At 65.4% G+C, this 25,877-nt stretch carries 20 protein-coding genes and 1 riboswitch; of the genes, 11 read left to right on the top strand and 9 right to left on the bottom strand.

Annotated features, from left to right (window positions below):
• Positions 1-140: 140 nt before the first annotated feature.
• Positions 141-986, bottom strand: a complete 846-nt coding sequence (locus BN1132_RS03400; RefSeq protein ID WP_042075010.1) for a lytic transglycosylase domain-containing protein — start codon at positions 984-986, stop codon at positions 141-143.
• Positions 987-1,346: 360 nt separating this feature from the next.
• Between BN1132_RS03400 and BN1132_RS03395 the strand changes: the two genes are divergently transcribed.
• From BN1132_RS03395 to BN1132_RS03385, 3 genes are all read left to right on the top strand, one after another.
• Positions 1,347-2,069: a glycosyltransferase family 2 protein gene (locus BN1132_RS03395; RefSeq protein ID WP_244462902.1), complete on the top strand. Its 723-nt coding sequence runs from the start codon at positions 1,347-1,349 to the stop codon at positions 2,067-2,069.
• A gap of 88 nt (positions 2,070-2,157) precedes the next feature.
• Complete coding sequence (locus tag BN1132_RS03390; protein WP_042075006.1) at positions 2,158-2,523, top strand: lipid-A-disaccharide synthase N-terminal domain-containing protein; 366 nt, start codon at positions 2,158-2,160, stop codon at positions 2,521-2,523.
• Positions 2,513-4,201, top strand: a complete 1,689-nt coding sequence (locus tag BN1132_RS03385; RefSeq protein ID WP_244462901.1) for an ArnT family glycosyltransferase — start codon at positions 2,513-2,515, stop codon at positions 4,199-4,201. Before BN1132_RS03390 ends, BN1132_RS03385 begins: the two co-directional genes overlap by 11 nt.
• A gap of 78 nt (positions 4,202-4,279) precedes the next feature.
• On the opposite strand, the gene BN1132_RS03380 is transcribed toward BN1132_RS03385, so the two are convergent.
• Entirely contained in the window at positions 4,280-5,278 is a 999-nt protein-coding gene (locus BN1132_RS03380; RefSeq protein ID WP_042075003.1) for an NAD-dependent epimerase, read from the bottom strand.
• Positions 5,275-6,636, bottom strand: a complete 1,362-nt coding sequence (locus tag BN1132_RS03375) for a UDP-glucose dehydrogenase family protein (RefSeq protein ID WP_042075002.1) — start codon at positions 6,634-6,636, stop codon at positions 5,275-5,277. Before BN1132_RS03375 ends, BN1132_RS03380 begins: the two co-directional genes overlap by 4 nt.
• Positions 6,637-6,927: 291 nt before the next feature.
• Between BN1132_RS03375 and BN1132_RS03370 the strand changes: the two genes are divergently transcribed.
• Positions 6,928-7,536: a YitT family protein gene (locus BN1132_RS03370; protein WP_042075001.1), complete on the top strand. Its 609-nt coding sequence runs from the start codon at positions 6,928-6,930 to the stop codon at positions 7,534-7,536.
• A 213-nt stretch (positions 7,537-7,749) separates the two neighbouring features.
• Here the strand turns inward: BN1132_RS03370 and BN1132_RS03365 are convergent, their stop codons facing one another.
• Genes BN1132_RS03365 through BN1132_RS03355 form a run of 3 tightly spaced genes read right to left on the bottom strand, consistent with a single transcriptional unit; the run spans position 7,750 to position 10,424 of the window.
• Positions 7,750-8,535 (bottom strand): heme ABC transporter ATP-binding protein, encoded by a 786-nt coding sequence (locus tag BN1132_RS03365; RefSeq protein ID WP_042075000.1) that lies wholly within the window; start codon positions 8,533-8,535, stop codon positions 7,750-7,752.
• A 15-nt stretch (positions 8,536-8,550) separates the two neighbouring features.
• Positions 8,551-9,582 (bottom strand): FecCD family ABC transporter permease, encoded by a 1,032-nt coding sequence (locus BN1132_RS03360; RefSeq protein WP_042074998.1) that lies wholly within the window; start codon positions 9,580-9,582, stop codon positions 8,551-8,553.
• Positions 9,579-10,424 (bottom strand): heme/hemin ABC transporter substrate-binding protein, encoded by an 846-nt coding sequence (locus tag BN1132_RS03355; protein ID WP_042074995.1) that lies wholly within the window; start codon positions 10,422-10,424, stop codon positions 9,579-9,581. Before BN1132_RS03355 ends, BN1132_RS03360 begins: the two co-directional genes overlap by 4 nt.
• 163 nt (positions 10,425-10,587) lie before the next feature.
• Between BN1132_RS03355 and hutX the strand changes: the two genes are divergently transcribed.
• Positions 10,588-11,100, top strand: coding sequence for a heme utilization cystosolic carrier protein HutX (gene hutX, locus BN1132_RS03350; protein WP_042074993.1), 513 nt, complete (start codon positions 10,588-10,590; stop codon positions 11,098-11,100).
• Positions 11,097-11,654, top strand: a complete 558-nt coding sequence (gene hutZ, locus BN1132_RS03345; RefSeq protein ID WP_042074991.1) for a heme utilization protein HutZ — start codon at positions 11,097-11,099, stop codon at positions 11,652-11,654. Before hutX ends, hutZ begins: the two co-directional genes overlap by 4 nt.
• A gap of 63 nt (positions 11,655-11,717) precedes the next feature.
• Here the strand turns inward: hutZ and BN1132_RS03340 are convergent, their stop codons facing one another.
• Genes BN1132_RS03340 through BN1132_RS03330 form a run of 3 tightly spaced genes read right to left on the bottom strand, consistent with a single transcriptional unit; the run spans position 11,718 to position 13,699 of the window.
• Positions 11,718-12,122, bottom strand: a complete 405-nt coding sequence (locus BN1132_RS03340; RefSeq protein ID WP_042074988.1) for a hypothetical protein — start codon at positions 12,120-12,122, stop codon at positions 11,718-11,720.
• A 39-nt stretch (positions 12,123-12,161) separates the two neighbouring features.
• Complete coding sequence (locus BN1132_RS03335) at positions 12,162-12,713, bottom strand: cysteine hydrolase family protein (protein ID WP_042074987.1); 552 nt, start codon at positions 12,711-12,713, stop codon at positions 12,162-12,164.
• A 20-nt stretch (positions 12,714-12,733) separates the two neighbouring features.
• Entirely contained in the window at positions 12,734-13,699 is a 966-nt protein-coding gene (locus tag BN1132_RS03330; protein WP_042074986.1) for a ChaN family lipoprotein, read from the bottom strand.
• 188 nt (positions 13,700-13,887) lie between these two features.
• Between BN1132_RS03330 and BN1132_RS03325 the strand changes: the two genes are divergently transcribed.
• From BN1132_RS03325 to BN1132_RS03305, 5 genes are all read left to right on the top strand, one after another.
• On the top strand, positions 13,888-15,981 hold the full coding sequence (locus BN1132_RS03325) for a TonB-dependent hemoglobin/transferrin/lactoferrin family receptor (RefSeq protein WP_042075031.1): 2,094 nt from the start codon (positions 13,888-13,890) through the stop codon (positions 15,979-15,981).
• 266 nt (positions 15,982-16,247) lie between these two features.
• Entirely contained in the window at positions 16,248-17,390 is a 1,143-nt protein-coding gene (locus BN1132_RS03320; RefSeq protein WP_042074985.1) for a 3-phenylpropionate MFS transporter, read from the top strand.
• Positions 17,391-17,453: 63 nt separating this feature from the next.
• Positions 17,454-20,915, top strand: a complete 3,462-nt coding sequence (locus BN1132_RS03315; protein WP_042074983.1) for a hybrid sensor histidine kinase/response regulator — start codon at positions 17,454-17,456, stop codon at positions 20,913-20,915.
• A 203-nt stretch (positions 20,916-21,118) separates the two neighbouring features.
• Positions 21,119-21,205: riboswitch (cyclic di-GMP riboswitch) on the top strand.
• A 111-nt stretch (positions 21,206-21,316) separates the two neighbouring features.
• Positions 21,317-23,914: a glycosyl hydrolase family 18 protein gene (locus BN1132_RS03310; protein WP_042075030.1), complete on the top strand. Its 2,598-nt coding sequence runs from the start codon at positions 21,317-21,319 to the stop codon at positions 23,912-23,914.
• Positions 23,915-24,042: 128 nt separating this feature from the next.
• Positions 24,043-25,815, top strand: a complete 1,773-nt coding sequence (locus BN1132_RS03305; protein ID WP_042074980.1) for a hypothetical protein — start codon at positions 24,043-24,045, stop codon at positions 25,813-25,815.
• Positions 25,816-25,877: the final 62 nt, after the last annotated feature.

Here is a 25,877-nt window from a genome sequence, read left to right as displayed (position 1 = left end):
AAGCCGGGGAGCGGGGAGCCAGGGGGCTGGCGAGCGGCCGAGAGGCGGCAGCGAACAGGAGCGTGCCGGGCCCTGTCTTAAGATTTCCTTAAGCCTGGCCCGATAGGATTCGTGCGGATGAGACGGCCGTCGGGTGGCGCTCAGCGTGGCAGCCGGCGCTCCTTGGCCGGATCCTGCCCCGAGTAGTAGAGCACCCGCTGCACGTACTCCTGGGTCTCCCGATAGGGGGGCACGCCGCCGTGGCGCAGGACGGCCTGCTCCCCGGCGTTATAGGCGGCGCTGATCCTGACCCAGTCGGGGCCAAACTGCTTCTCCAGCCACTTCAGGTAGATCATGGCGCCACGGATGTTCTGCCGGGCGTCGAACGGCCGGGTCACGCCGAAACGGGCCTGGGTTTCGGGGATGAGCTGCATGACCCCCTGCGCCTGCTTGGGGGAGACGGCGGCGCTGTTCAGATTGGACTCGGCGATGGCGATGGCCAGCGCCAGCTGGGGGTTGACTCTGTGACGTTTGGCCGCCTGGCGGATCATGCTGGCCAGCTGCTGCTTGCTCGTGGATTGGCGGGCCAGGTAGCTGTCCTGATCGAAGGGGGTGCTGGGCCGCACCCAGGGCGCGCCGCCTCCGCTGCCACCGACGCCACAGGTGCCGAGGGGGGCGTTGCCGACCCGTTCGTTGTAGTAGCGGGCGGCCTGCTGATTGCCGAGGCGCATGGCCATGGCCAGGTAGGCGTTGGCGTGGCGCGCGTTGCGTATCCCTTGAGGACCGCGAGCCAGAAGGCGACCGATGCGGTAGTAGGCTTCCGGGTTGCCCAGGCTGGCGGCGGTGCAGTAGTGGGCGATGGCCTGCCTCGGGTTGCCGCGCTCCATGGCGGCGCCCTGGCGCAGGGCGCTCATCGCCTTGGGGGCCTGGCGAAATGCATCGGCATGGGCCGATGCCGTGGTCAACAGCAGGAGCAGCCCCCAGCCCCAGGCGCAGAGTCTCTGCATGATGGTTACCTCGTTGGCTTGTCCGGAAGATATAGGTTCTCCACGGGTTGGCTGCCAGCCAGACGATGGAACATGTGGTTATGTGTCAGGTCATCAGAGACGAAAACGGTATGGAACTTTTAGGCGGGAGAAGATCCTGCTGGTGGTGACGACCTGAGGTGCGGGCAGGGCGCGCTGTTGTGCTGCCCCTCTTAGTTGATGCGATTGTTAGTTGTCGGGTGATAGACGGCGATCATCATGATGTAATACCTTGTATTTGTGCGGGTTCTGGCGCTCAGTCCACCTTCTTCATGATGTGCGCAACAGGATCCCTTGGATTCTTTTCATTGTCGGGAAGCTCATATGGGTGATTCAGTCGATGTGTCAGTCGTAGTACCAGCCAAGGATGAACGGGACAATCTGGCTCCCCTCATCAGTGAAATCGACGCCGCTCTGGGGGGCGGATACGAGTACGAATTGATCTACGTGGATGATGGCAGCGAGGATGACAGCTATACCCTGCTGTGCGAGCTGAAGTCCCGCTTCACCAGGCTGCGGGTGGTGCGCCACGCCAGGGCCGTCGGCCAGAGCATGGCGGTGCTGAGCGGGGTGCGCCAGGGGCGCGGCGACTGGCTGGTGGTGCTGGACGGCGACGGCCAGAACGATCCGGCGGACATTCCCGCCATGCTGGAGGAGGCCAAGCGCCGTTTCGCGGCGGACAGGAATCAGGTCGGGCTCATCGGCCACCGGGTCACTCGCCGGGATGACTGGGTGAAACGCCTCTCGTCCAGGCTGGCGAACGGTTTTCGCGATCTGCTGCTGCGGGACGGCATCCCGGATACCGGCTGCGGCCTCAAGGTGGTGCGCCGCGACTGGTATCTGCGCCTGCCCGGCTTCAACCACATGCACCGCTACATCCCGGCCTTGATCCAGGCCCAGGGGGGCCGCATGTCCCCCTGGCCGGTCAACCACAGGCCGCGGCAGGCGGGCGTTTCCAAGTACGGCGTCTGGAACCGGCTCTGGGTCGGGCTGGTGGACGTGGTCGGCGTCTGGTGGTTGCAGCGTCGCTCCAAGGTGGTCGAGATCCGGGAGATGCTGGAGTGATGGACACCCTGCTTTCGTTGTCATCGGTCTGGCCGGACCGGGATGAGGTCGCCCCCCATGTCGGCGGTTTGAACCGGGGAGGGCGGCGATGATCGATGCCCTGCTTTCCATGGAGCTGACCTGGTTTGACTGGACGGGTCTGCATGTCACCGGCTGGAAGCTCATCGGCTACACGGGGGCGCTCATGTTCGGCGGGCGCTGGCTGGTGCAGTTCCTGGCCTCTAAGCGGGCCGGCCGGCCCGTCATTCCCCGCCTGTTCTGGTACATGAGCGTGCTCGGCAGCCTGATGACTCTCAGCTACTTCATCTTCTCCCCCAAGCAGGACTCCGTCGGCGTGCTGCAGAACCTCTTCCCCACCTTTACCGCCCTCTACAGCCTCTATCTGGACATCCAGCACAGAGGGTGGAAGCGGGACAAGGTCGTCGACGACTATGAGGTTCGTCATGGTAAATGATCGTTATCTGCTCAGGCAGGAGTCGCTGGGCTGGCTGCTGCTGATCGCCCTGGTGGTGCTGGGGGCGGGCCTCGGCCTGCGGGATCCCTGGCCCGCCGACGAGCCGCGCTTCGCCCTGATCGCCAAGGAGATGGTGGAGAGCGGCCAGTGGCTCTTCCCCATGCGCGGCGGCGAGATCTACCCGGACAAGCCCCCCCTGTTTATGTGGGGGATAGCGATAGGGTATCTGCTGACCGGCTCCATCAAGGTGGCCTTCCTGCTGCCCTCCCTGCTGGCGGGCCTGCTGACCATCGCGCTGGTGTGGGATCTGGGGCGCCGGCTGTGGAGCGCACAGGTCGGCTTCATGGCCGGTCTGCTGCTGCTCTTTACGGTCCAGTTCACCCTGCAGGCCAAGACGGCGCAGATCGATGCGCTGGTCACCTTCTTCATCACCTTGGGGGTCTATGGCTTCGTCCGCTTCCTGCTCTGTGGTGGCGATTGGCGCTGGTACTGGCTCGGCTGGTTCGCCGCCGGGCTCGGCATCATCACCAAGGGGGTGGGGCTGCTGGCCCTGCTGATCCTGATCCCGGCCGTCTGGACCCACAGGGAGAAGATCCGCGCCGCCACCAGGGGCGATTGGCTCAAGGGGCTGGCGGGGCCGCTCTTTATGGTGCTGGCCATCGCTCTCTGGCTGGTGCCCATGTTGCTCGCCGTGGCCCAGAGCGGGGATCCCGTGCTGCAGGCCTACCGGGACAACATACTGCTGCGCCAGACGGTGACCCGCTATGCCAACGCCTGGCACCACGTCAAACCCTTCTGGTACTACCTCACCTCGGTGATCCCGCCATTCTGGCTGCCGATCTCCCTGCTGCTGCCCTGGCTGGTGGTGGCCTGGCGCAAGGCCATCCAGGGGCAGGACAGGCGCATCATATTGCTGCTCGGTTACCTGGTGCTGGTGATCCTCTTCTTCTCGGCCTCGCCGGGCAAGCGCGGCGTCTATGTCACGCCGGGTACGCCGGCGCTGGCCCTGCTGACGGCTCCCTTCGTCGCCGATCTGCTGGCGCGGGTCTGGCCCGCTCGCCTGCTGGGGGGGCTTGGCTGGCTGCTGGGGATCGTCTGCGTGGGCGCCGCCGGGGCCCTGGCCTTCAGCGCCAGGCTGGCGAGCAGACTGGGGGATCTGGGCCCAGCCCCCTGGCTGCCCCTGCTGGCGATGGGGGGCGCGCTGCTGCTGGTCAATGCGCTGCTGCGCCGGGCGCCGCTCAGTGCCCTCCTCTGTTCGCTGGCGGTGGGGTGGCTCATCTACTCCAGCTGGATCTGCGTGAGGCTCAACGACATGCGCACCCCGGAGGGGGTGATGGCGCTGGCGGCGGAGCGGGTGCCTGCGGGGAACGAGCTGCTGCTGGCCGGTTTCAAGGAGCAGCACCTGCTGTTCAGCCAACGGCCCCTGCGACATTACCCTTATCTGATGGGGGATGGGGAGCAGGCGCGCGAGGCGGCGGCCTGGATTGCGGCCGCTCCCGGTCGCTGGGTGCTGGGCGCAGCCGATCTGATGGCGGTCTGCTTCGACGCAGATCGCATGGAGAGCCTCGGCAACCGCCACCGCACAGGCTGGCTGCTGGCCGGGCCTGAGGCCCTCAAGCCGGCCTGTCGCTGTCTCAGCCCACAGATAGTACCCTTCAGCTATGCCCCCGGCCCCTGAGGCTGGAGACCCGAACCCGGATAAACAAAAGGGGCTGCCATTGGCAGCCCCTCTCTCTTTTATGATGATGCGGCGCGATCAGACCTTGTAATACGCCTTGTACCAGTGGACGAAACTCTCGACCCCTTCGGTCAACCCTACCTTGGGGCGATAGCCGGTTGCCTCGAACAGCGCCTCTGTGTCGGCCCAGGTGGCGAGCACGTCGCCGGGCTGCATGGGCAGCATGTTGCGGATCGCCCGTTTGCCGAGCGCCGTCTCTATGGCCTCCACGAAGTCCAGCAGCCGCACCGGGCTGCCGTTGCCGATGTTGAAGAGGCGGTAGGGGGCCGGGCTGGCATCCGTCTGCCCCCGCCAGTTGGTATCGCCGACCGGTGGCCTGTCCGCGACCCGCACTATCCCCTCCACGATGTCGTCCACATGGGTGAAATCCCGGCTGAGCTGGCCCTGGTTGTAGATGTCGATAGGCTCGCCCTTGAGGATGGCGCGCACGAACTTGAACAGCGCCATGTCGGGGCGACCCCAGGGACAGTAGACGGTGAAGAAGCGCAGGCCCGTGGTGGGAAGGCCGTAGAGGTGGGAGTAGGAGTGGGCCATCAGCTCGTTCGCCTTCTTGCTCGCCGCGTAGAGAGAGACAGGGTGATCCACTCCGTCCGAGGTCTTGAACGGCATCTGCTCGTTGAGGCCATAGACCGAGCTGGACGAGGCGTAGACCAGGTGCTGTACCCCGTGATGGCGGCACCCCTCCAGCACGGTCAGGGTGCCGGTGAGGTTGCTGTCGGCGTAGGCGAAGGGGTTGTCCAGGGAGTAGCGGACCCCGGCCTGGGCGCCGAGGTGGATCACCCGCTCGAATTGCTCCCGGGCGAACAGCTCGGCCATGGCGGTGCGATCGGCGAGATCGAGGCGCTCGAAGCGAAAACCGGGCAGGGGGCCGAGCCGCACGAGGCGCGCCTCCTTCAGGCTCACCTCGTAGTAGTCGTTGAGGTTGTCGATGCTGACCACCTCGTGGCCCTCGGCGCACAGCCGTCCAGCCAGGTGAAAGCCGATGAAACCGGCGGCGCCGGTGACGAGATACTTCATCGCGGCTGCCCCAGACCGTGCGCCTGTTCCAGGCTGTCGCCTCGGCCGATGGCGTAATAGGTGAAGCCGCGCTGGCGCAGGCGGGCCGGATCGTAGAGGTTGCGACCATCGATGATGACGGCCTGCTTCAGGGTGCGCTGGATCAGCTCGAAGTCGGGGGCGCGGAACTGCTGCCACTCGGTGCAGATGAGCAGGGCATCGGCGCCCTTGAGGGCCGCCTCCTGGGTGCCGCACAGGGTCAGGTCGTCCCGCAGGCCGTAGAGGTGCTGGGCCTCTTTCATGGCCTCGGGGTCGTACGCCTGCACCCTGCCGCCGGCGGCCCAGATGGCGTCCATCAGCACCCGGCTCGGGGCCTCCCGCATGTCGTCTGTGTTGGGCTTGAAGGCGAGCCCCCAGAGCGCGAAGGTGCGGCCGCTCAAGTCGGCACCGAAGTGCTGGTACAGCCGCTCGGCGAGCCTGTGCTTCTGCCTGTCGTTAACCTGTTCCACCGAGCGCAGCAGCGGCGCCTCGCAGCCCGCCTCCTTGGCGGTGTGGATCAGCGCCTTCACGTCCTTCGGGAAGCAGGATCCGCCGTAGCCGCAGCCCGGATAGATGAAGTGGTAGCCGATGCGCGGATCGGCGCCTATGCCCTTGCGCACCGCCTCGATATCGGCCCCCAGCTTCTCCGCCAGATTGGCCATCTCGTTCATGAAGGAGATCTTGGTGGCCAGCATGGCGTTGGCGGCGTACTTGGTCAGCTCGGCGCTGCGCTCATCCATCTGGATGATGCGATCGTGCTGGCGGTTGAAGGGGGCATAGAGCTCCTCCAGCAAGGCGAAGGCATGGGACGAGCCGGTGCCGATGATGATGCGATCCGGTCGCAGGCAGTCACTGACGGCGGCCCCCTCCTTGAGAAACTCGGGGTTGGAGACCACCTCGAGCGGCAGCGAGACGCCGCGCTGGTGCAGGATGGCCTCGATGTGCCGACGCACCCTGGTCGCGGTGCCGACCGGTACCGTGCTCTTGTTGACCACCACCTTGCCCGTTTCCATCAGGCGGCCTATGGTGCCCGCCACCGCCAGCACGTGCTGCAGATCGGCTGAGCCGTCCTCATCCGGCGGGGTGCCGACCGCGATGAAGATGAGCTCGGCGAAGCCCACCCCCTCGGCCACGTCCGTGGTGAAGTGCAGGCGACCGGCCTGGTGGTTGGCCTGCACCATGGGGGCCAGGCCGGGCTCGAAGAGGGGAATGTGTCCCGCTTTCAGGGCCGCGACCTTGTCGGCATCCACATCCACACAGGTCACCTGGTGACCCATCTCCGCCAGTACGGCGGCCTGAACCAACCCGACATAACCTATTCCGAATACGGCGACTCTCATCCGCTGTTGTTCCGCTGGCAGTGACAAGCGACTCATTCTAGAACGATTCGGGTGCGGGGGCAGCGCCCCGTTTCAGGTTTTTCAGCATCATGCCGGCGGTGAGCGTGGGACATTTTGGTGCAAGGATTGTAACGCTTGGATGACGCGCACCATTTTGGCGCGTGAAGGGCGGGACTTGTGATCCATCTCACTCAAAATGGAGACTGTCGGCATAACGAAGCCCCGGTTCACGGGGCTCGCTCCGCCCGACGGGGGCCAACACTCTCTTACTTCGCGACTGGATACCTGGTTATGGACAACACTTCACGCTCTGCGCACCCGCTCTATGAGGATGTGCTCGCCCTGCTGACCGCGGCAGGCTTCGTCTCCCTCGGCATCTTCCTGTTCCATCAGGTCGGCCTGCTCACCGGCGGCACCGCAGGGCTGGCGCTGCTGCTGCAGCAGGTGACCGGCATCAGCTTCGGCCTGCTGTTCTTCGCCATGAACCTGCCGTTCTACGCCCTGGCCTGGCTCAGGATGGGGCCGCGCTTCACCCTCAATACCTTTGCCGCCGTGGCCACCGTCTCCTTCATGACGGATCACCTCAACGCCGTGCTGCAGATAGGCAAGATCGAGCCCGTCTACGCGGCGCTCATCGGCGGCACCCTGATCGGCATGGGGTTGCTCATCATGTTTCGCCACAAGGCGAGCCTGGGTGGCTTCAATATCCTGGCGCTCTTCATCCAGGACAGGTTCGGCATCCGGGCAGGCAAGCTGCAGATGGGACTGGATTGCGCCATCGTCGTCGCCTCCTTCTTCGTGGTCTCTCCCTGGCTGCTGGTACTCTCCGTGGTGGCCGCCATCATCTGTAACCTGGTGTTGACACTCAATCACAAGCCGGGCCGCTACCAGATCGCCTGACCAATCCCGCAGACAAAAACAAACAGAGCGCCCGAGGGCGCTCTGTTTGTTTCTGAATCTCACCAATATGCCGGCCAATCACACCACCATGGGTTGTTCCATGTCGGGGTGGTGGATGGCTGGTACGGGATGGTCGTGGACTGAGAGGGCGATGCGCCCGCCATCACACCGCCATGGCGGACTGCCCCGTCTCGGGATGGTGGATGAACGGCATCACACCACCATGGGTTGTCCCGTCTCGGGGTGGTGGATCACCTGGGCGGGGTAGTCGTAGAGCCGGGCGATGAGCGCCGGGGTGAGCACCTCGGCCGGGGGGCCGTCCGCCATCAGGCGACCGCGCTCCAGCATCACCAGCCGATCGGCGTAACGGGCCGCCAGATTGAGGTCGTGCAGCACCACCAGCACGGCGGTGTTGCGACCGGCCAGGGCGCGGGCCATGGTGAGCAGCTGGTGCTGGTACTTGAGGTCGAGGGCCGAGGTGGGTTCGTCGAGCAGCAGCAGCCGCGCTTGCTGCGGTTCGTCCGGGGCCTGCCAGATCTGGGCCAGCACCCGGGCGAACTGCACCCGCTGGCGCTCCCCGCCGGAGAGGCCGGGGTAGAGGCGGCCCGTCAGGTGATCCACCCCGGCGTGGGTCATGGCGGCACGCACAATCTCGTCGCGTCGGCTTGCCGGCTCGCTGTGGGGCAGTCGCCCCATGGCCACCACCTCCTCGCACAGGAAGGGGAAACTCAGGGACGAGCTTTGCGGCAGCACCCCGAGCCTGTGAGCCAGCGCGTTGCCGGCCCACTCCTGTCGTTTCTGGCCGAACAGGGCGATGGTTCCCTCATGTGCCAGCTCGCCGGTCAGGCATTTGAGCAGCGAGCTTTTTCCGGCGCCATTCGGGCCGAGCAGGGCGGTCAGACTGCCGGCCTGCAGCTCGAGATCCAGGCGGTCCAGAATGAGGCGGTTGCCCAGGCGGAGGCTGAGCTCCCGGCAGACAAGCAGGGGGGATCCGGGCAAGGTGACGTTCTCCTGTTACAGCGTCCGGCGGCTCTTGACCAAGAGCCAGATGAAGAAGGGCGCCCCCATCAGGGCGGTGATGATGCCCACCGGCAGCTCGGCCGGCGCCAGCAGGGTGCGGGCCAGCATGTCGGCCCCCAGCAGCAGGACTGCCCCCAGCAGGGCCGACAGCGGCAGCAGGCGGACATGGTTGGGCCCCGCCAGCAGCCGCACCAGGTGGGGCACCACCAGGCCGACGAAGCCGATCATGCCCGCCACTGCCACCGCCACGCCGACCCCGGCGGCGGTGAGCAGGATCAGGCGCCGCTTGAGCGCCTGCACGTTTACCCCCAGATGACGGGCCTCTCCCTCTCCCAGCAGCAGGGCGTTGAGGGGGTTGGCATCGCGCATGAAGAGCCACAGCAGGGCGGCCAGGGTCGCCAGGGCCAGCGCCACGTCCAGCGGCTTGCCCGCGGCCAGCGACCCCATCTGCCACAGGCTGAGGTTGCGCAGCATCTGATCGTCCGCCAGGTAAGTCAGCAGCCCTATCACGGCACCGGACAGCGCCGTGATGGCGACGCCGGCCAGCAGCATGACGGTGACCGAAGTGCCGCCTTCCCGGGTGCCCAGCAAATATACAAGCGTGGTGGTCAGTGCCCCGCCGAGAAAGGCGAGCAGGGGCAGCAGGCCGAGGCCGAGCAGGTTCTGCCACTGTTGGCTTAAGGGGGCCAGCTGCACTATGGCCAGGGCGGCGCCCAGGGCTGCTCCGCCAGAGACCCCTATGATGCCGGGGTCGGCGAGGGGGTTGCGAAACAGCCCCTGCATCACGGCGCCGCAGAGGCCGAGAATGGCCCCCACCGCGATGCAGAGCAGGGTGCGTGGCAGGCGGATCTCCTGCACGATCAGCAGCTTGTGTGCCTCTATCCCGCTCTGTTGTCCGGCGAACAGGGCCTGCAGGCTTTCGCCGAAGGAGAGCGACATGGGACCGGTGGCGAGGGACCCGACCAGCAGCAGCGCCAGGGCGGCGGTGGTGAGGGTGAGCAGCCAGGGCAGCGGCAGACGCATCATGAACCCTGCTTGATCCACTGGGCTATCTGGTTCGCCTGCTGCAAGGATCTCAGGCTGAGCCCCCCTTGCAGGGCGTGACCGTCGATGGCGTGGATGGCCCTGTTCTTGCCGGCCGGCGTGGCGGCCAGGGCGGGCACCTGGCTCAGCACGGTTTCAGGATCCTGATACCGCTGCCAGTCGCGGCCGCTCACCAGCACCAGATCGGGCTGCAGCTCGATCAGGGATTCGGTGGAGACGGGCTTGTAGTCGTGGAGCCCAGCCACCGGGTTGATGCCGCCGGCCAGGGTGAGCAGGGCACTGGCGGTGGTGTTGCCGCCGGCGATGCTGGTGGGCTGGCCCTTGTGCAGCAGCAGGAAGACCACCTTGAGCGGCTTGATCTGCTTCGCCTGGGCGGCCAGCTGCTCGCTCTGGGCCTGGATCTCGGCCTTCAGGCGGGTGCCGGCGGCCGGGTTCTTGAGCAAGCCGGCCAGGGTGTCGATCCGCTCGTTGAGGTTGGCCAGGGTCGGGGCCGTGGCCATGACCTTCACCTCGACGCCGGCCCGGCGCAGTTGATCAAGCGTGCTGCTCGGACCCATCTCGTCGCTGCCGACCACCAGGGTCGGAGCCAGGCTCAGGATCCCTTCGGCCGCCAGGGCGCGGTGGTAGCCGACTCTCGGCAGCCCCTTGGGTTCTGGGCTGCTCACATCGGTGGCGACCAGGCTCTGCTCGCCCCCCAGGGCCAGGATGAGTTCCGTGGTGGCCGGGCCTATGCTGACGATACGCTCCCCTGCCATGACGGATGGGGAAGAGAGGGAAAGGGCACAGCCGAGCAGGCTGAATGCGAGGGCAAAACGACGGCCCATGGGAACCTCCGAAGGGTGAGTGGGATTGCTGCCGAGAATATCAAGCGCAGAAGAAAAATGCACTGATAATGAAATCGATTATCAATTGCATTGAAGGGGCTGCTTTATTACAGTATCCGCCGCGATACCGAGCACCATCGCCAGATCATCCAGGGGAGAACCGATGAGCATTGCACAACGCATTCACGCGCTGCTGGAGCAGGATCCCAGCGCCCATCCTTCCATCATCGCCACCCAGCTGGCCGTCAGCGAGTGGGAGGTGGTGCGCCACCTGCCGACCGAGCTGGTTACCCTGGTGCCCGCCGAGCAGGCCGAAGCCCTGCTGGCGGAGCTGGCCGGCTGGGGGCCGATGACCACCATCGTCGAGTCAGACGGCTCCATTTTCGAGGTGAAAGCCCCCTTCCCCAAGGGCAAGACGGCCCGTGGCTACTACAACCTGATGGGGAGGGACGGCGAGCTGCACGGCCACCTCAAGCTCGACAACGTGGTCGGCATTGCCCTGGTCAGCAAGCTGTTCATGGGCAAGGAGGGGCACTCCTTCCAGTTCTTCGGCCACAGCGGTCGCTGCATTTTCAAGATCTACCTGGGGCGGGACGAGCAGCGTCGGCTGCTGCCTGACCAGGTGGAGCGTTTCAAGGCACTGCGCCACCAGTATCAAGAGGAAGTGAAAGCATGAGTGAACGTCAGGAGCGCCTGCAGAACCGCCTGCAACCGGAGATCCGCGAATTTCGTGACGGTTGCCGCACCCTGCAGCTCGCCACCGTGGACAGTGAAGGCAATCCCAATGCCAGCTATGCCCCCTTCGTGCTGCAGGAGGATGGCTACTATGTGCTGATCTCCGAGATAGCCCGCCATGCCCGCAACCTGCAACAGGTGCCCAAGGTGTCGCTGATGCTGATCGAGGACGAGACCGGCGCCCGCGAACTGTTCGCCCGCAAGCGCCTCACCTTTGACGCCGTGGCCGAGGTAGTGGCCCGCGACGACGTGCGCTGGGAGAAGGCCATTACGGCGCTGGAAGGGCGCTTCGGCGACATCGTCAAGGGGCTCTCCAACCTCAAGGACTTCGTGCTGTTTCGCCTCAAGCCCGAGCAGGGACTGTTCGTCAAGGGCTTCGGCCAGGCGTTTCGGGTCTCCGGTGACGAGCTGGTGGACTTCGTCCACCTGGTGGAGGGGCACAAGCGCGTCGACAACGGCGCCGAGTTGACCAGCGAGACGGACGCACCGGTCTGAGGAGCGGGATCATCAGATGAAAAACGGGCAGCCTGGGCTGCCCGTTTTGTTATCGGTGGAGCATTACTCCTGCCAGGAGGCCTTGTTGGGGAAGGCGTCCCGATCGGCCTGGGTGGCGGTCTCGTTGCACTCCCCCCGGATCTTCCAGGAGGTCTGGCTGAGGACTATGTAGCCGGTGCGGCAATAGTTGCGCGCCGCCAGCGTCTCGGTCAGCTGCTCGTCCTGTAGCGCCTCGCGGCGCTCCAGCAGGCTCTTGCTGTTGCGGCTCAGCCGGCTGTCATCCTCCTGCAACCGACTCGGCAGGACGTCGAGGGGAGCGGCCTCGAAGGTGAAGCGCTTGCTCCCCTCTTCGTTGATGTGGGTGTGAAACAGGGGGGCCGGACCGCCCTGCGCCGTCCCCGGCAGACCGGAGCAGGCGGTGATCGCCGGTAACGACAGCACGAGGGCAACGGCAGAGAATAAACGCACGCAAGACTCCAAGCAGGTGAACACGGAAAGGCGGGCAGCTTAGCACGCCTGGGCGGGTTGAGCGGGAGCGAGCAGTTCATCCGTGGTGAGCAGGGTCACGCTTCTGCCCTGTGGCAGGCTGAGGTGCCGCCACATGAAGTGGTGGTGCTCGATGATCTGCTCGGCGCTCAGGTGAGGCCTGTCTGCCGTGGTGTGGGCGTCGGTCACCACAAAGACGTCAAACCCCTGGGCGGCGGCACTGCGCAACGTGGTATCGACGCAAAAGTCGGTGGCGCAGCCGCAGATGAGCAGCCTGTCCACCGGCTGTTCCGCCAGCAGGAAGCCGAGCTCGGTATCGAGGAAGCTGTCGCAGGCGGTCTTGCGTACCCGGCTGTCATGGGGAGTCGGGGTCAGATCGGCGTGCAGTTGCCAGCCAGCACTGCCAGGTTCAAGTTCGGAGCCCGGTTCGTCGTGTTGCACATAGATGACACGCCCGTGTCGGGCCCGCACGCCGTCAGCCAGGCGATTGACGTTGGCGATGACCCGGGCGTCCTGATGACGGGGGTTATCAAACAACCCCTGTTGCATGTCGATGACGAGTAACACATCCATATGAAATCCTTGGGCTATTTTCAGGGTTGCAGCCACTGGCTGCAGTCACGGCTTCGGGATTGATGCAGTGCGCCCATATCTTGCTTCATTTCCTCTGCATTTAGCCAGCGTTCCGGCAGGGGGGCGATGCGCACCCTGACGTCGGCATCCCGCCCCGGGGCCGCCTTGTCATCCGTTTGCGGCACGATCAGCGCCACCTTGAGCGCCGGGTTGCGGCTCGCGATGCGGCTCGCGATGCCAAGCCCCCCCTCCACGTGGAAGTTGCCGGCGATGTGCATGATGCGCCGGCCGGGATGCTTGGCCAGATAGTCCACCATGCTCTCGGCCATGGTGTCGTCCCAACTGGTCTGGGCGGCGAAGCGGCGGGCATTGCCGTCCGCATCCCCGTGGTGCATGGAGGCCATGAACTTCTGGCGGTAGCCGTCATCGGCGAGCGTAAGGGTTCGTGCCAGCTGGCTGCGGCGGTTGGCGGGCAGCGTGTCGAGCCACTCGGGACCCTCCTGACCGACGCAGCTCACCAGGGGTTTGGGGGCGTTGGCGGCGATCACCGGCAGGTGCTGCGCCCTGGCAAACTCCACCAGGGGGCGGTAGTCGCTCGGGTAGTTGGGCCAGGCATGGCCATCTCGAATGAGGGCCGACTCGCCGATGCGCCCGGCCAGGTAGGCATCCAGCACCGGCTGATCGGCGCGGCTGAACTGCTCCATGGAGAGCACCAGGGCCCGGCCATCGACGCGCGACATGCCGGCCAGTTCCGCCAGCAGGTTGGCCTGCATCAGGTGCACGGCCGGATGGCTGTGCAGCTCGCCCACCAGCACTATGTCGGCATCCCTGACCTTTTCCACCGCCTGGGCGAGGCTGAGGGGGCTGTCGTCCGTCCCCTTGCCAAGCTGGTAGTGATAGAGGGTCTGGGGAGGCTGGCTCTGCGGCGTGGTGGCACAGGCGGCCAGCAGCAGGGGCAGGGCGAGCAGGGGGAGTCGTCGAGTCATGGCATCTCACAAATGGCAAGGGCACTGCACCATACGATGGCAGCATGGCGGGCGGAAAAAAAGTGGCGCCAGTGTAAAGGGGAATAGATCTAAAAGAAAATGAGAATGATTCACTTTACTGTTGATCTTTGTGCCTGTCGGGGTAAGATGCCTTCCGCTTGATAATGATTCTCAACAAGGACTTTGCAGTGGCGCACAACAACCCCCCCTCACTGATTGCCTTCGCCGTGGCGGCAGGGCTGGTTTCCCCCGCTTTCGCCGCAGACAAGAAAACGGATGAAGTCATGGTGGTCAGCGGCTCCCGCATGGAGCAGAAGCTGGAAGACGTCTCCGGCCCCATCGCCGTCATCACCTCGGAGCAGATAGAAGAGCAGGTCGTCAGCAACGTGGCCGACCTGTTCCGCTACGAGCCCGGCGTGAGCGTGCAGGGGGGGGCTGGGGATGCCCAGACCTTCACCATCCGCGGCATGAGCGAGAACCGGGTCAAGGTGGTGCAGGACGGCGTGCGCCAGAACGACGCCTACAAGAACGGCGGTGTGGGTCAGACCTACTTTGACACCGACATGATCAAGCAGGTGGAGGTGGCCAAGGGGCCGGCGTCCGCCGCCTACGGCTCCGATGCCCTGGGAGGCGTCATCGCCATCACCACCAAGGATGCCGGCGATTTCCTGAAGGGCCGCGACAGCTACCTGGACGCGACCACGGGCTATGCCTCCAGCAGCCACCAGAAGATGGGGGGCATCACGGGGGCGCTGCGCACCGGGGAGTTCGAAAACCTGCTGCGCTACACCTGGCGCGACGGCGGGGTGACCCAGAACCATGACGGCGACAAGGAGGAGTTCGACATCGTCAGCCAGGCGGTGCTGTTCAAGAGCAAGTGGAATCTCAGCGACGATCAGTTCCTGAAGCTGACGGTCGACTACTTCACCGAGGGGCAGGATCCGCACGCGGTCGACCTGACCAAGGCGGGTTCCGTCTTCAACCAGCCGATCACCGACAAGGAGACCGACAACCTCTCCCTGGTGCTGGATCACGGCCTCGCCCTGAACGTCCCCTGGGCGGATCGGGTGGACAGCAAGATTTACTACAGCCGCGCCAAGCAGACCCTGGATCAGTACGCCTCCTCCAAGTATCCGGTCATGCCGGGCAACCCCTATGTGACCAAGAACTCCCTGGATCACAACGGTTTCGAGCAGGAGAGCCTGGGTGCCCAGGTGAAGTTCAGCAAGGCGCTCGTCAATCAGCGTCTGGCCTGGGGCCTGGAGTATGAGCACACCGACAACGAGCGTACCCGCTTCAAGGCGCCGACCGTACCGGGCGATTTCGTCGGTTACAGCGAGCTGAGCTTCCCGTCCACCACCAGCGAGCGCAGCGCGCTCTGGGCCTTCGACGAGATCAAGTTCGGCGAGCGCTGGGTGCTGACCCCGGGCGCCCGTTACGACTACTACAAGATGACCCCGGACGAGGATCCCGCCTACACCGGCGAGAACATGCAGAAGATCTCCGAAGGGGAGTTCTCCCCCAAGCTGGGGCTGGTGTTCAAGGCTCACGAGGCAGCGAATCTGTTCGCCCAGTACAGCCACGGCTTCAAGGCGCCCATGTATGACAACGCCTTCTCCACCCTGAACCACCAGGCGTACGGTTATCGCATCGAGCCGAACCCTAACCTCAAGCCAGAGAGCAGCGATGGCATCGATCTCGGCGTGCGTGGCAGCCGCGGCGGCTTCAGCTATGAGGTGGCCACCTTCTACAACAAGTTCGACGACTTCATCGAGCTGACGGCCGTGGGCACCGAAGGCCGTACCGCCCTCTATCAGTACCAGAACCTGGACAAGGCGACCACCAAGGGGGCCGAGGTCAAGGCGGACTACTGGCTCAGCGATCTGGTCAACGTCTGGGGCAACCTGGCCTACATCGAGGGCAAGGATGGCGAGGGCAACTACATCAACAGCCTGAGCCCCCTCAACGGCAGTGTCGGGGTGCGTCTGGAGCAGCCGAACTGGAATATCAACACCGCCCTGCGCTTCTCCGACGACATGGACAAGGTGGGCAAGGATTCCCGCGGCAACGACAACATCAAGAGTGCCGGCTGGGGTGTGGTGGATCTCTACGCCCAGTTCAAGCCGATGCAGGATCTGCAGCTCAACGTCGGGGTCTTCAACCTGTTTGACAAGGAGTACGTGAGCTACGAGAGCATCACCGGCCTTGCCGCCAGCGCGGACACCAGCGGCCAGACCGAGCCGGGTCGCAACCTGAGTGCAAGGGTAAAATACGTGTTCTGATATTTGCCAATGAAAATGATGATGAAGGGGCCCCGGGGCCCCTTCTCTGTTTCTGGCGGCCCAAACCGACCCCAAAAAGAAACCCGCCAGGGGCGGGTGGAAGGATTGCAACACTCATCAGGAAGCGGTGTTATCCAGATAGACAGGGGGATGTGACAAAGGTTCAACTTTATTGATATTTCTGGTTTTTACCCTGGGTGATGCCTGGGGATCCCCGCCCCGAAATCGGTTATCATTTGTGCCCCTTGTCCCGCAGCCGAGCCCCTATGCCCGCCTTCTCCTGGTTAGCCCTGTTCTTTGGCGCCTTCTACTTCGTCTATGGCGCCTATCTGCCGTTCTGGTCCCTCTGGCTGGAAGGCATAGGAGTGAGCGCCGAACAGATAGGCCTGCTGCTGGGGATCGGTATGGCCATCCGCTTTGCCGGCAACCTGATGGTGATGGGACGGGTCAAGGGGGCGGGCCAGTTGCTGCCCGTCACCCGGCTGCTCTGCCTGCTGAGCCTGCTGGCGTTTCTGGGCTTCTATCTCGACCACAGCCTCTGGTGGCTGGTGGCGCTGACCCTGGCGGCGAACTTCATCTACCCGACCCTGATGCCCATGGGGGAGGCACTTGCCACCCGCATGGTGGTGCAGACCCACCTCGATTACGGCAAGGTGCGGTTGTGCGGCTCCTTCGCCTTTATCGTTGCCTCGACCCTGGTAGGGGCCCTGGTGGGCAACTTCGGCAGCGACTGGGTGCTGCACACCATGGTGGCCGGGCTGCTGATCATGCTGGGGCTCAGCCTGCTGCCGCTGCGACCCGCCCCCCGGGAGCTGCAAGGGGAGCGGGCCAAGGCCTCCCTGAAGGAGACGCTCAAGTCCGCGTCGGTGCGGCGCTTTCTGCTGATCACCGCCCTGCTGCAGGGGAGCCACGCGGCCTACTACGGCTTCAGCGCCATCTACTGGAAGGCCGAGGGCTACGGCGGCACCCTGATCGGCTATCTGTGGGCCCTGGGGGTGGTGGCGGAGATCGCCATGTTCGCCGCGGACAAGCGCTTCCTCCAGCGCTTCGGCGCCCAGACCCTGTTTCTGATTGGGGCCCTTGGCTGCGTGGTGCGCTGGGTGCTGCTCGGCAGCTCTACCGAGCTTTGGGTGCTGGTGCTGGGCCAGCTGCTGCACGGGGTCACCTTCTGCATCAGCCACCTCGGCGCCATCCGCTTCATGACCCGGCAACTGCCCGCGGAGCAGCAGATCCCCACCCAGGCGCTCTATGCGGCCCTGGGGCTCGGCATGACGGTGGCCGCCCTGATGACGGTCTGCGGCCTGCTGTTCGAGCCCCTGGGCGGCGGCATCTTCTTCATCATGGTGCTGGTGGTGCTGCCGGTCTTCGTGCTGCGGCTGCGCGAGGAGAGGCCCGAACCGGGCCGATGACACCGGCCTGCCGGTCTCTGGCCCGGCAGGCTCCTGACTTATCTGGACAAGGGAAGTAGAGAGATGCACCAAGGATGGCTGCTGATCGGGTTGTCGCTCGCCTATCTGGGCTTGCTGTTCCTCATCGCCTACGTGGCGGACAAGAACAAGCGCCGCCGCCCCAAGGGGCAGCCCCTGCTCTACAGCCTGTCGCTGGCGGTCTACTGCACCTCCTGGACCTTCTTCGGCACCGTGGGCCAGGCCAGCGAGTCCCCCTGGTCGCCGGTGCCCATCTACCTGGGCCCCATGCTGGTGTTTCTGTTCGGCTGGCGCCTGCTGGCCCGCCTCATCCTGGTGGCCAAGCGCGAGCACATCACCTCCATTGCCGACTTCATCGCCGCCCGTTACGGCAAGTCCCAGCGCCTGGCCATGGTGATCAGCCTCATCGCCGTCATGGGGATACTTCCCTACCTGGTGCTGCAGCTCAAGGCGATCGTCACCGGGCTGGACCTGCTGATGGCCAACAGCGCGGGGGCCAGCCCCACCAGCAACATGGCCGAGCTGGCGCTAGGCGTCACCCTGCTGCTGGCCCTGTTCAGCATCCTGTTCGGCACCCGCAACCTGGACGCCACCGAACACCACAGGGGCATGGTGGTGGCCATCGCCTTCGAGTCCGTGGTCAAGCTGCTTGCCTTCATGGCGGTGGGGGGCTTCGCGCTCTGGCTCATCGTCGCCAGGCCGAGCGAGGCCCGCACCCTGGTGGCCAGCGACTTCCTTGAGGCGGTGGTGGCGGTGACGCCGGGCAGTGTGCTGGAGCTCGCCATCTACACCCTGATCGCCATGTGCGCCGTCATCTGTCTGCCGCGCCAGTTCCACGTGACTGTGGTGGAGAACAACCAGGGGCAGGATCTGCACTGGGCGCGCTGGATCTTCCCGCTCTACCTCTTCCTGATGGGGCTCTTCATCTGGCCGCTGGCGCTGGCGGGCAAGCAGTGGGTGGGGGCCGACATGGCCTCCGACACCTATGTGATCAGCCTCCCCATGTCCCTCGGCTACGACGGCATGGCGATGCTGGCGTTTCTCGGCGGCACCTCGGCGGCCACCGGCATGGTGATCGTCTGCACCATCGCCCTGGCCATCATGGTGAGCAACGATCTGGTGCTGCCAGTCTTGCTGCGCCGCGTCTGGCAGCAGGGGCGGGACGAGCGCCTGATGCGGCTGCTGCTGCAGGTGCGCCGGGGCGCCATCTTGCTGATTTTGCTGGCGGCCTGGGCGCTCTACCTCTGGCTCGGGGATCTCACCAGCCTGTCGCGCATCGGCTACCTGTCGTTTGGTGCCGTGGCCCAGTTCGCGCCGGCCCTGCTGCTCGGCCTCTATTGGCGCCATGGCAACCGCAAGGGGGTCTACCTCGGCCTGGCGCTCGGGGTCAGCCTCTGGTTCCTCACCCTGCTGGCGGAGAGCGGCCTGCTGGCGGGCTCGCCCCTGGAGGCCTTGCTGGCGCCCCCAAACTGGCCCGCGTTCCGGGAGCTGAGCCTGGGGGCCTGGTGCCTCTTCCTGAGCCTCTTGCTCAACCTGGTCGGCTATGTGGCGGGCTCCCTGCTCTCCCGGGCGGCGGTGAGCGAGCGGCTGCAGGCGGCGAACTTCGTCGGCAAGCCGAGCCGGGACACCACGGCGCTCTACCAGGCGCGGGTCTCGGTCAAGGAGCTGGAGATGCTGGCGGCCCGCTTCGTCGGGTCGAGCCGGGTCAAGCGCGCCTTCGGCCGCTTCGCCGGCGAGCACGGCGGCACCCTGGCGCCCCAGATGCAGGCCTCCGCGGATCTCATCGCCCACACCGAGCGGCTGTTGGCCGGGGTGTTCGGCACCTCGTCCGCCCGTCTGGTGCTGGCCTCGGCCCTGCAGGGGCGCAACATGCAGCTCGAGGAGATCGCCACCATAGTGGACGAGGCCTCGGACGTGTTCCGCTTCAACCGCGGCCTGCTGCAGGGTGCCATAGAGCACATGGGGCAGGGGATCTCGGTGGTGGACAGGGAGCTCAGGCTGGTGGCCTGGAACCGGCGCTACATAGAGCTGTTCTCCTATCCCCCCGGCCTCATCCAGGTGGGGCGCCCCATCGAGGAGATCATCCGCTACAACGCCGGGCAGGGGCTGTGCGGCGCGGGGGACGTGGAGGCCCAGGTAGCGCGCCGGGTCGCCTTCATGAAGCGCGGCAGCCCCCACATCTCGGCCCGGGAGCGCCCGGATGGCCGGGTGATCGAGATGCAGGGCAACCCCATGCCGGCGGGGGGCTTCGTCATGACCTTCACCGACATCACCCCGTTCCGGGCGGCGGAGCGGGTACTGCGCGAGGCCAACGAGCACCTGGAGGCGCGGGTGGCCGAGCGTACCCACGAGCTCTCCGAGCTCAACCGCCAGCTGCTGCTGGTAAACCAGCAGGTGGAGCGGGCCAACCAGTCGAAGAGCCGTTTCCTCGCGGCGGTGAGCCACGACCTGACCCAGCCGCTCAACGCGGCCAAACTCTTCACCTCCTCCCTGCTGGAGATGCTGCCCCCGGAGGACGAACCGGCCCGCATCGCCCGTCACATCGACGATGCCCTGGGGGCGACCGAGGATCTCATCACGGATCTGCTGGACATCTCGCGCCTCGAGGCGGGCAAGTTCAAGGCCAAGAAGCTCGACTTCGCCCTGAGCGACGTGCTGGGCAACCTCAAGGCGGAGTTCGGGGTGCTGGCCCAGGCCGGGGGGATCCAGTTCTCCGTGGTGGAGAGCAGCCTCGCCGTCTACAGCGACGTGCGCCTGCTGCGCCGGGTGCTGCAGAACTTCCTCACCAACGCGTTTCGCTACAACCCCGGCGGCCGGGTGCTGCTCGGCTGTCGCCGCATGGGGGACAAGGTGCGCATCGAGGTGTGGGACAACGGCCCCGGCATCCCGGAGGGCAAGCAGGAGGCGATCTTCGACGAATTTTCCCGCCTCGATCACTCCCGCACCGCCAGGGAGCAGGGGCTCGGCCTCGGACTCGCCATCGCCCGCGGCATCTCCCAGGTCCTGGGTCACCAGCTCTCCCTGCGCAGCTGGCCCGGGGCGGGATCCGTCTTTGCCATCACCCTGAACCTCGCGACCCGGCCGGTGACGCCGAGCCAGGTGACGACCCCCGCCCAGCGGGACAGCCAGCTGGAGGGGGTGAGGATCCTCTGCATCGACAACGAGGAAGACATACTCATCGCCATGGCGTCCCTGCTGGGGCGCTGGGGCTGCGAGGTGCGCTGTGCCCAGAGCCAGGAGCAGGCGCTGGCCCTCATCGGCGACGGTTTCCTGCCCGCCCTGGTGCTGTCTGACTATCACCTGGACGACGGCAAGACGGGGTTGCAGGCGCTGCACATGATCCGGCTGGCATATGGCAACGAGATAGGCGGCATCATCATCAGCGCGGATCGCAAGAGCGAGCTGCAGGCGCAGATCCGCGAACACGGCTTCGGGTATGTGAGCAAACCGGTCAAACCCCTCAAGCTCCGGGCCCTGATGAACAGCCTGTTGCTGCCGGTACAGTGACGGCATTCACATTATCGCGCATTGGATGGTGATTTTTTAAAGGCCGTTTCGGCGCCATGAATGGGGTTTTTATCGCCATGTTGCCGGCCTTTTCCCCACCATGTCGGACAAATGAGTCCCTATTGATGTCACTTCTGTCAGGTGGCGCGAAGGCGTCTCTCCTTTATAGTCATTCGGCGATTATTTTCATCGCAAACCAAGTTGTGCAAAAAAGGCAAACCGGGCGAAAGCCCGGGACGCAAAGCTTCCGGTCTAAGGGTCAGCGAACCTAGGATAGCGGGGCCACCACAGGTTGTATCGTCCATGGGCCAAGCCATGGTGGCGATGTTGTCTGCGTTACCTGTCAGGTTGCGTTGCCTTTTTCGTTGTTCATTCCAATAACGAAATAAGGAAATTCAATGATGTTCAGTCCAAAACATTCCCTGCTGGCGCTCCTGGTCGGGGGCCTCTGTGCCGCTCCCGCCTTCGCCGCCGCCCCGGGCAAACCCACCATAGGCTCGGGCCCCACCAAGTTCGCCATCGTCGAAGTCAATCAGTCCGCCTCGGCCTACAACCAGCTGGTGACCGTCCACAAGGACGGTGCCCCGGTCAGCGTGACCTGGAACCTCTGGTCCGGCGACGTGGGTCAGACCGCCAAGGTGCTGCTCGACGGCAATGAGGTGTGGTCGGGCCCGGCGTCCGCCGCGGGTACCGCCAACTTCAAGGTCACCAAGGGGGGGCGCTACCAGATGCAGGTGGCCCTGTGCAACGCCGACGGCTGCACCCTCTCCGACAAGAAGGAGCTGGTGGTGGCCGACACGGACGGCAGCCACCTGGCGCCGCTCAATGCGCCCCTCAAGGAGAACAACAAGCCCTATGCCAACAAGTCCGGCAAGGTGGTGGGGGCCTACTACGTGGAGTGGGGTGTCTATGGTCGCAAGTTCACCGTGGACAAGATCCCGGCCCAGAACCTGACCCACATCCTCTACGGCTTCACCCCCATCTGCGGCGGCAACGGCATCAACGACAGCCTGAAAGAGATCTCCGGCAGCTTCGAGGCCCTGCAGCGCTCTTGCGCCGGTCGCGAAGACTTCAAGGTCTCCATCCACGATCCCTGGGCGGCGATCCAGATGTCCCAGGGCAACCTCAGCGCCTGGGACGAGCCCTACAAGGGCAACTTCGGCAACCTGATGGCCCTCAAGCAGGCCCGTCCGGACCTCAAGATCCTGCCCTCCGTCGGGGGATGGACCCTCTCCGATCCCTTCTACTTCCTGGGTGACAAGACCAAGCGCGATACCTTCGTCGCCTCGGTCAAGGAGTTCCTGCAGACCTGGAAGTTCTTCGACGGCGTGGACATCGACTGGGAGTTCCCGGGCGGCCAGGGGGCCAACCCCAACCTGGGCGGCCCGAACGATGGCGCCACCTATGTGGTGCTGATGCAGGAGCTGCGCGCCATGCTCGACGAGCTGGAAGCCGAGACCGGTCGCCAGTATGAGCTCACCTCGGCCATCAGCGCCGGCGGCGACAAGATTGCCAAGGTGGATTATCAGGCGGCCCAGCAGTACATGGACCACATCTTCCTGATGAGCTACGACTTCAGCGGCGCCTTCGACCTGAAGAATCTGGCCCACCAGACCAACCTCTTTGCCTCCAGCTGGGATCCGGCCACCAAGTACACCACAGACAAGGGCGTCAAGGCGCTGCTGGGTCAGGGGGTGGCGCCGGGCAAGATAGTGGTCGGTGCAGCCATGTACGGCCGCGGCTGGACCGGGGTGAGCGGCTACCAGGCCGGCAACCCCTTCACCGGCACCGCCACCGGACCTGTGACCGGCACCTGGGAAAATGGCGTGGTGGATTACCGCGACATCGTCAACAACCGCATGGGCGCAGGCTGGGTGCAGGGCTATGACGAGGCGGCCGAGGCCCCCTATGTCTTCAAGGCCGGCACTGGGGATCTCATCAGCTTCGACAACGATCGCTCGGTCAAGGCCAAGGGGCAGTACGTGCTGGCGAACCAGCTCGGCGGTCTGTTCGCCTGGGAGATAGACGCGGACAACGGCGACATCCTCAACGCCATGCACGAGGGGCTGGGCCACGGCGAGGGTAGCCTGCCGCCGGTCAACAAGCCGCCGGTGGCCAATGCCGGCAGCGATCTGAGCGCCACGGGCCCGGCCGAAGTGACCCTCAACGGCAGCGCCTCCCACGATCCGGAAAACGGCGTGCTGACCTACGGCTGGAAGCAGGTCTCCGGGCCCCAGGCCAGCCTGCTCGATGCTACCCAGGCCAGGGCCCGCGTGGTGCTGGACGCCGTCAGCGCCGACATCAACCTGGTGTTCGAGCTGACCGTGACCGACGATCAGGGCCTGACCGCCAAGGATCAGGTGGTGGTGACCAACAAGGCACCGCAGCCGAACTTGGCCCCCGTGGTGACGGTTCCGGCCACCGCAACCGTCGAGTCCGGTAAGCAGGTGAGCATCCAGGCCAGTGCCTCCGATCCCAATGGCGACACCCTGAGCTATCAGTGGAGCCTGCCAGCGGGCCTCACCGCCACCGGTCAGAACAGCGCGACCCTGGTGGTCACGGGCCCGAGCGTCACCAGCGACACCGCCTATGACCTGACCCTGGTGGTCACCGACGGGGCGCTGGATGCCAGTGCCACCACCCGCCTGACCGTCAAGCCGGCCAGCACCGGAGGCGGCTGCAACGCGACCGATCCGGATGCGGCCAACCATCCGGCCTGGAACGCCAGCACCGTCTACAACACCGATAACAAGGTGAGCCACAACCAGCTGGTGTGGCAGGCCAAGTACTGGACCCAGGGCAACGAGCCGAGCCGCACCGCCGATCAGTGGAAGCTGATAAGCCAGGTACAGCTTGGATGGGATGCAGGGGTTGCCTACAACGGCGGTGATTTCACCAACCACAATGGCCGCAAGTGGCAGGCCCAGTACTGGACCAAGGGTGACGAGCCCGGCAAGGCCGCGGTCTGGGTCGACAAGGGGGCAGCCAGCTGTAACTGATTGCCATCGCAACGGGAATGGGGCCTGGGCCCCATTCTTCCCGCCGACGCTGTACCGGCAGGGGCCATCCGCCCCTGCCATTGCAACCAGAGTGTCCGAGCACTCATTCCCTATGAAGGACAGATCCCATGAAGAATCAACACCCCCTGTTTCGGGCGGGCGCCCCCCTGCTCGGCTGTGCACTGCTGGCACCGCTCGCGATGGCGCAGCAGAGCAGCACGACGGGCGCGTTTCGCAAGGACAACAGCGCCCCCCAGATCTACAGCCAGGAGGGGCTGGTCAACCATTTCGCCCAGCAATTGCCCTTGGGGGCGACCTTCGCCCCGCGGCTGATCGCCCGGGACGTCGAGAATGGGGATCTCAGTGCCCGCATCAGCCAGAAGAGCGGGGTCAATACCCAGGTGCCTGGCAACTATGTGGCCCAGTATCAGGTCAAGGACGATGGCCTGCCCGCGGTGGATGGCTTCAAGGGATGGGGGAGCACCACCACCACCTTCTCGCTGCCGGTCACCGTCTATGACCCGGAGCGGGAGCATCCCGTCAACCAGCTTGCCCTGGGGGCGCTCTGGGACGAGGGTCCCGTCATCAACAACAGCCTCCTCATGGCGGTGGGGGGCGAGCTGAGCCGTACCCTGTGGATCCCGGGTTCGAACCTGCCGCTGCTGGGGGATCGGCTGTCCATCCGGACCTTCCAGGTGAAGGAGGGGGTCTGGGGTGGCAGCAACCGCCAGTTTGCGCTGCGCCTCACCGATCCCGACAGCGGCGAGGCGCTCTATGACGGGCCCCTGGCCTTCAGCAGCGGGACCACCTTCACCCCCAGCGCCCCGATCCCGGTGCTGGCGGGACGGGATTACCACGTCACCCTGCGCTATCTGGCCGGTACCGGCCAGCAGGGCTTCAAGCGCAACGAGGCGGGGCAGTTCTGGCTCGGTGCCGAGGGAGTGCAGGAGCAGGCGCTCTATCCCTATGCCCAGGTGCTGGCCGATCCCGCCAACCGGCTCGCGTTCGACCCGGGTTTGAGCCGCCCGCTCAAGGAGAAGCTGCTGAGCAGCGCGGGGGGCGAGGAGGTGCTCCACATCCGCAAACTGCCGGGGGCCGAGGCCAGGGTGTTGAGCTACGCCATCGCGGATCCGGCACTGGCGACGCTCCAGATCCAGCCGGGAGAGGAAGAGGACAGGCTGGTGCTGAGCGGGCTGCAGAAGGGGGAGACCAACCTGGCGATCCTGGCCAACGGCGAACCGGTCGATCTGGTGCGCCTCGTCGTCACGGCGCCCAAGGTGGTGAGGCTTTCCTACAGCTACATCGCCTTCCCCGGAGAGACCCAGACCCACCTCTGGGATGACGGTGCCCTGATCCAGCGCGACATCGGCCGCCGCTACGCTCCCTACAACATCCGGCTCAGCTGGGTCGACAACGGCGTGCTGGTACACGAGTGGGACAGGGACGGTGACGGCGACTCGTACGAAGGGGATCGCTCCGAACAGGAGGCCCCCTTCTCCGAGGGCTGGATCCCGAACCAGGGGCAGGTCTTCTCCAACCTCTATGTGATCCGAAGATACAAGGATCCGGCGCGGGCATGTGGCGGGGCCGGGGCAGGGTCGTCCATGGGCATGGGGCCGGACGACGCGCCTCCCCGCGCCGGTTATCGCGCCGCCTGTCCCGGCAACGCCACCGAGCTGGGCCAGTCCCTGACCCTGGCCCACGAGCTGGGCCACAACCTGGGGCTGTGGCACGCCAAGGACACCGATCCCAATGGCGCCGCCAACCTCATGTATGTCGGTCGTCAGGAGGGGATCTTCTTCGCCCCCCAATGGCGGGTGATCCACCAGACCCTGAGCCGCCGAATCGCCGCGGGGGATCCCGGAGTGAGCGAAGACGGGGCCCCTGGCCAGAACCGATGAGCGGCATGGGGCGATGACAGGTTCTGGATGGACCTTTCCTCCCCGGCACCGCGACTCACCTC

This window comes from Aeromonas sanarellii (assembly GCF_000820085.1).
In the GTDB taxonomy this organism is placed as follows: domain Bacteria; phylum Pseudomonadota; class Gammaproteobacteria; order Enterobacterales; family Aeromonadaceae; genus Aeromonas; species Aeromonas sanarellii.
Note: the sequence above shows the minus strand (reverse complement) of the source record. Positions and strands in the feature narration are given on the sequence as shown.

Bases quoted from the DNA above. Each gene is read 5' to 3' on its own strand.
- BN1132_RS03400 (WP_042075010.1), bottom strand. From the start codon at position 986: ATGCAGAGACTCTGCGCCTGGGGCTGGGGGCTGCTCCTGCTGTTGACC.
- BN1132_RS03390 (WP_042075006.1), top strand. From the start codon at position 2,158: ATGATCGATGCCCTGCTTTCCATGGAGCTGACCTGGTTTGACTGGACG.
- BN1132_RS03385 (WP_244462901.1), top strand. From the start codon at position 2,513: ATGGTAAATGATCGTTATCTGCTCAGGCAGGAGTCGCTGGGCTGGCTG.
- BN1132_RS03380 (WP_042075003.1), bottom strand. From the start codon at position 5,278: ATGAAGTATCTCGTCACCGGCGCCGCCGGTTTCATCGGCTTTCACCTG.
- BN1132_RS03375 (WP_042075002.1), bottom strand. From the start codon at position 6,636: ATGAGAGTCGCCGTATTCGGAATAGGTTATGTCGGGTTGGTTCAGGCC.
- BN1132_RS03370 (WP_042075001.1), top strand. From the start codon at position 6,928: ATGGACAACACTTCACGCTCTGCGCACCCGCTCTATGAGGATGTGCTC.
- BN1132_RS03360 (WP_042074998.1), bottom strand. From the start codon at position 9,582: ATGATGCGTCTGCCGCTGCCCTGGCTGCTCACCCTCACCACCGCCGCC.
- BN1132_RS03355 (WP_042074995.1), bottom strand. From the start codon at position 10,424: ATGGGCCGTCGTTTTGCCCTCGCATTCAGCCTGCTCGGCTGTGCCCTT.
- hutX (WP_042074993.1), top strand. From the start codon at position 10,588: ATGAGCATTGCACAACGCATTCACGCGCTGCTGGAGCAGGATCCCAGC.
- hutZ (WP_042074991.1), top strand. From the start codon at position 11,097: ATGAGTGAACGTCAGGAGCGCCTGCAGAACCGCCTGCAACCGGAGATC.
- BN1132_RS03335 (WP_042074987.1), bottom strand. From the start codon at position 12,713: ATGGATGTGTTACTCGTCATCGACATGCAACAGGGGTTGTTTGATAAC.
- BN1132_RS03330 (WP_042074986.1), bottom strand. From the start codon at position 13,699: ATGACTCGACGACTCCCCCTGCTCGCCCTGCCCCTGCTGCTGGCCGCC.
- BN1132_RS03320 (WP_042074985.1), top strand. From the start codon at position 16,248: ATGCCCGCCTTCTCCTGGTTAGCCCTGTTCTTTGGCGCCTTCTACTTC.
- BN1132_RS03315 (WP_042074983.1), top strand. From the start codon at position 17,454: ATGCACCAAGGATGGCTGCTGATCGGGTTGTCGCTCGCCTATCTGGGC.
- BN1132_RS03310 (WP_042075030.1), top strand. From the start codon at position 21,317: ATGTTCAGTCCAAAACATTCCCTGCTGGCGCTCCTGGTCGGGGGCCTC.
- BN1132_RS03305 (WP_042074980.1), top strand. From the start codon at position 24,043: ATGAAGAATCAACACCCCCTGTTTCGGGCGGGCGCCCCCCTGCTCGGC.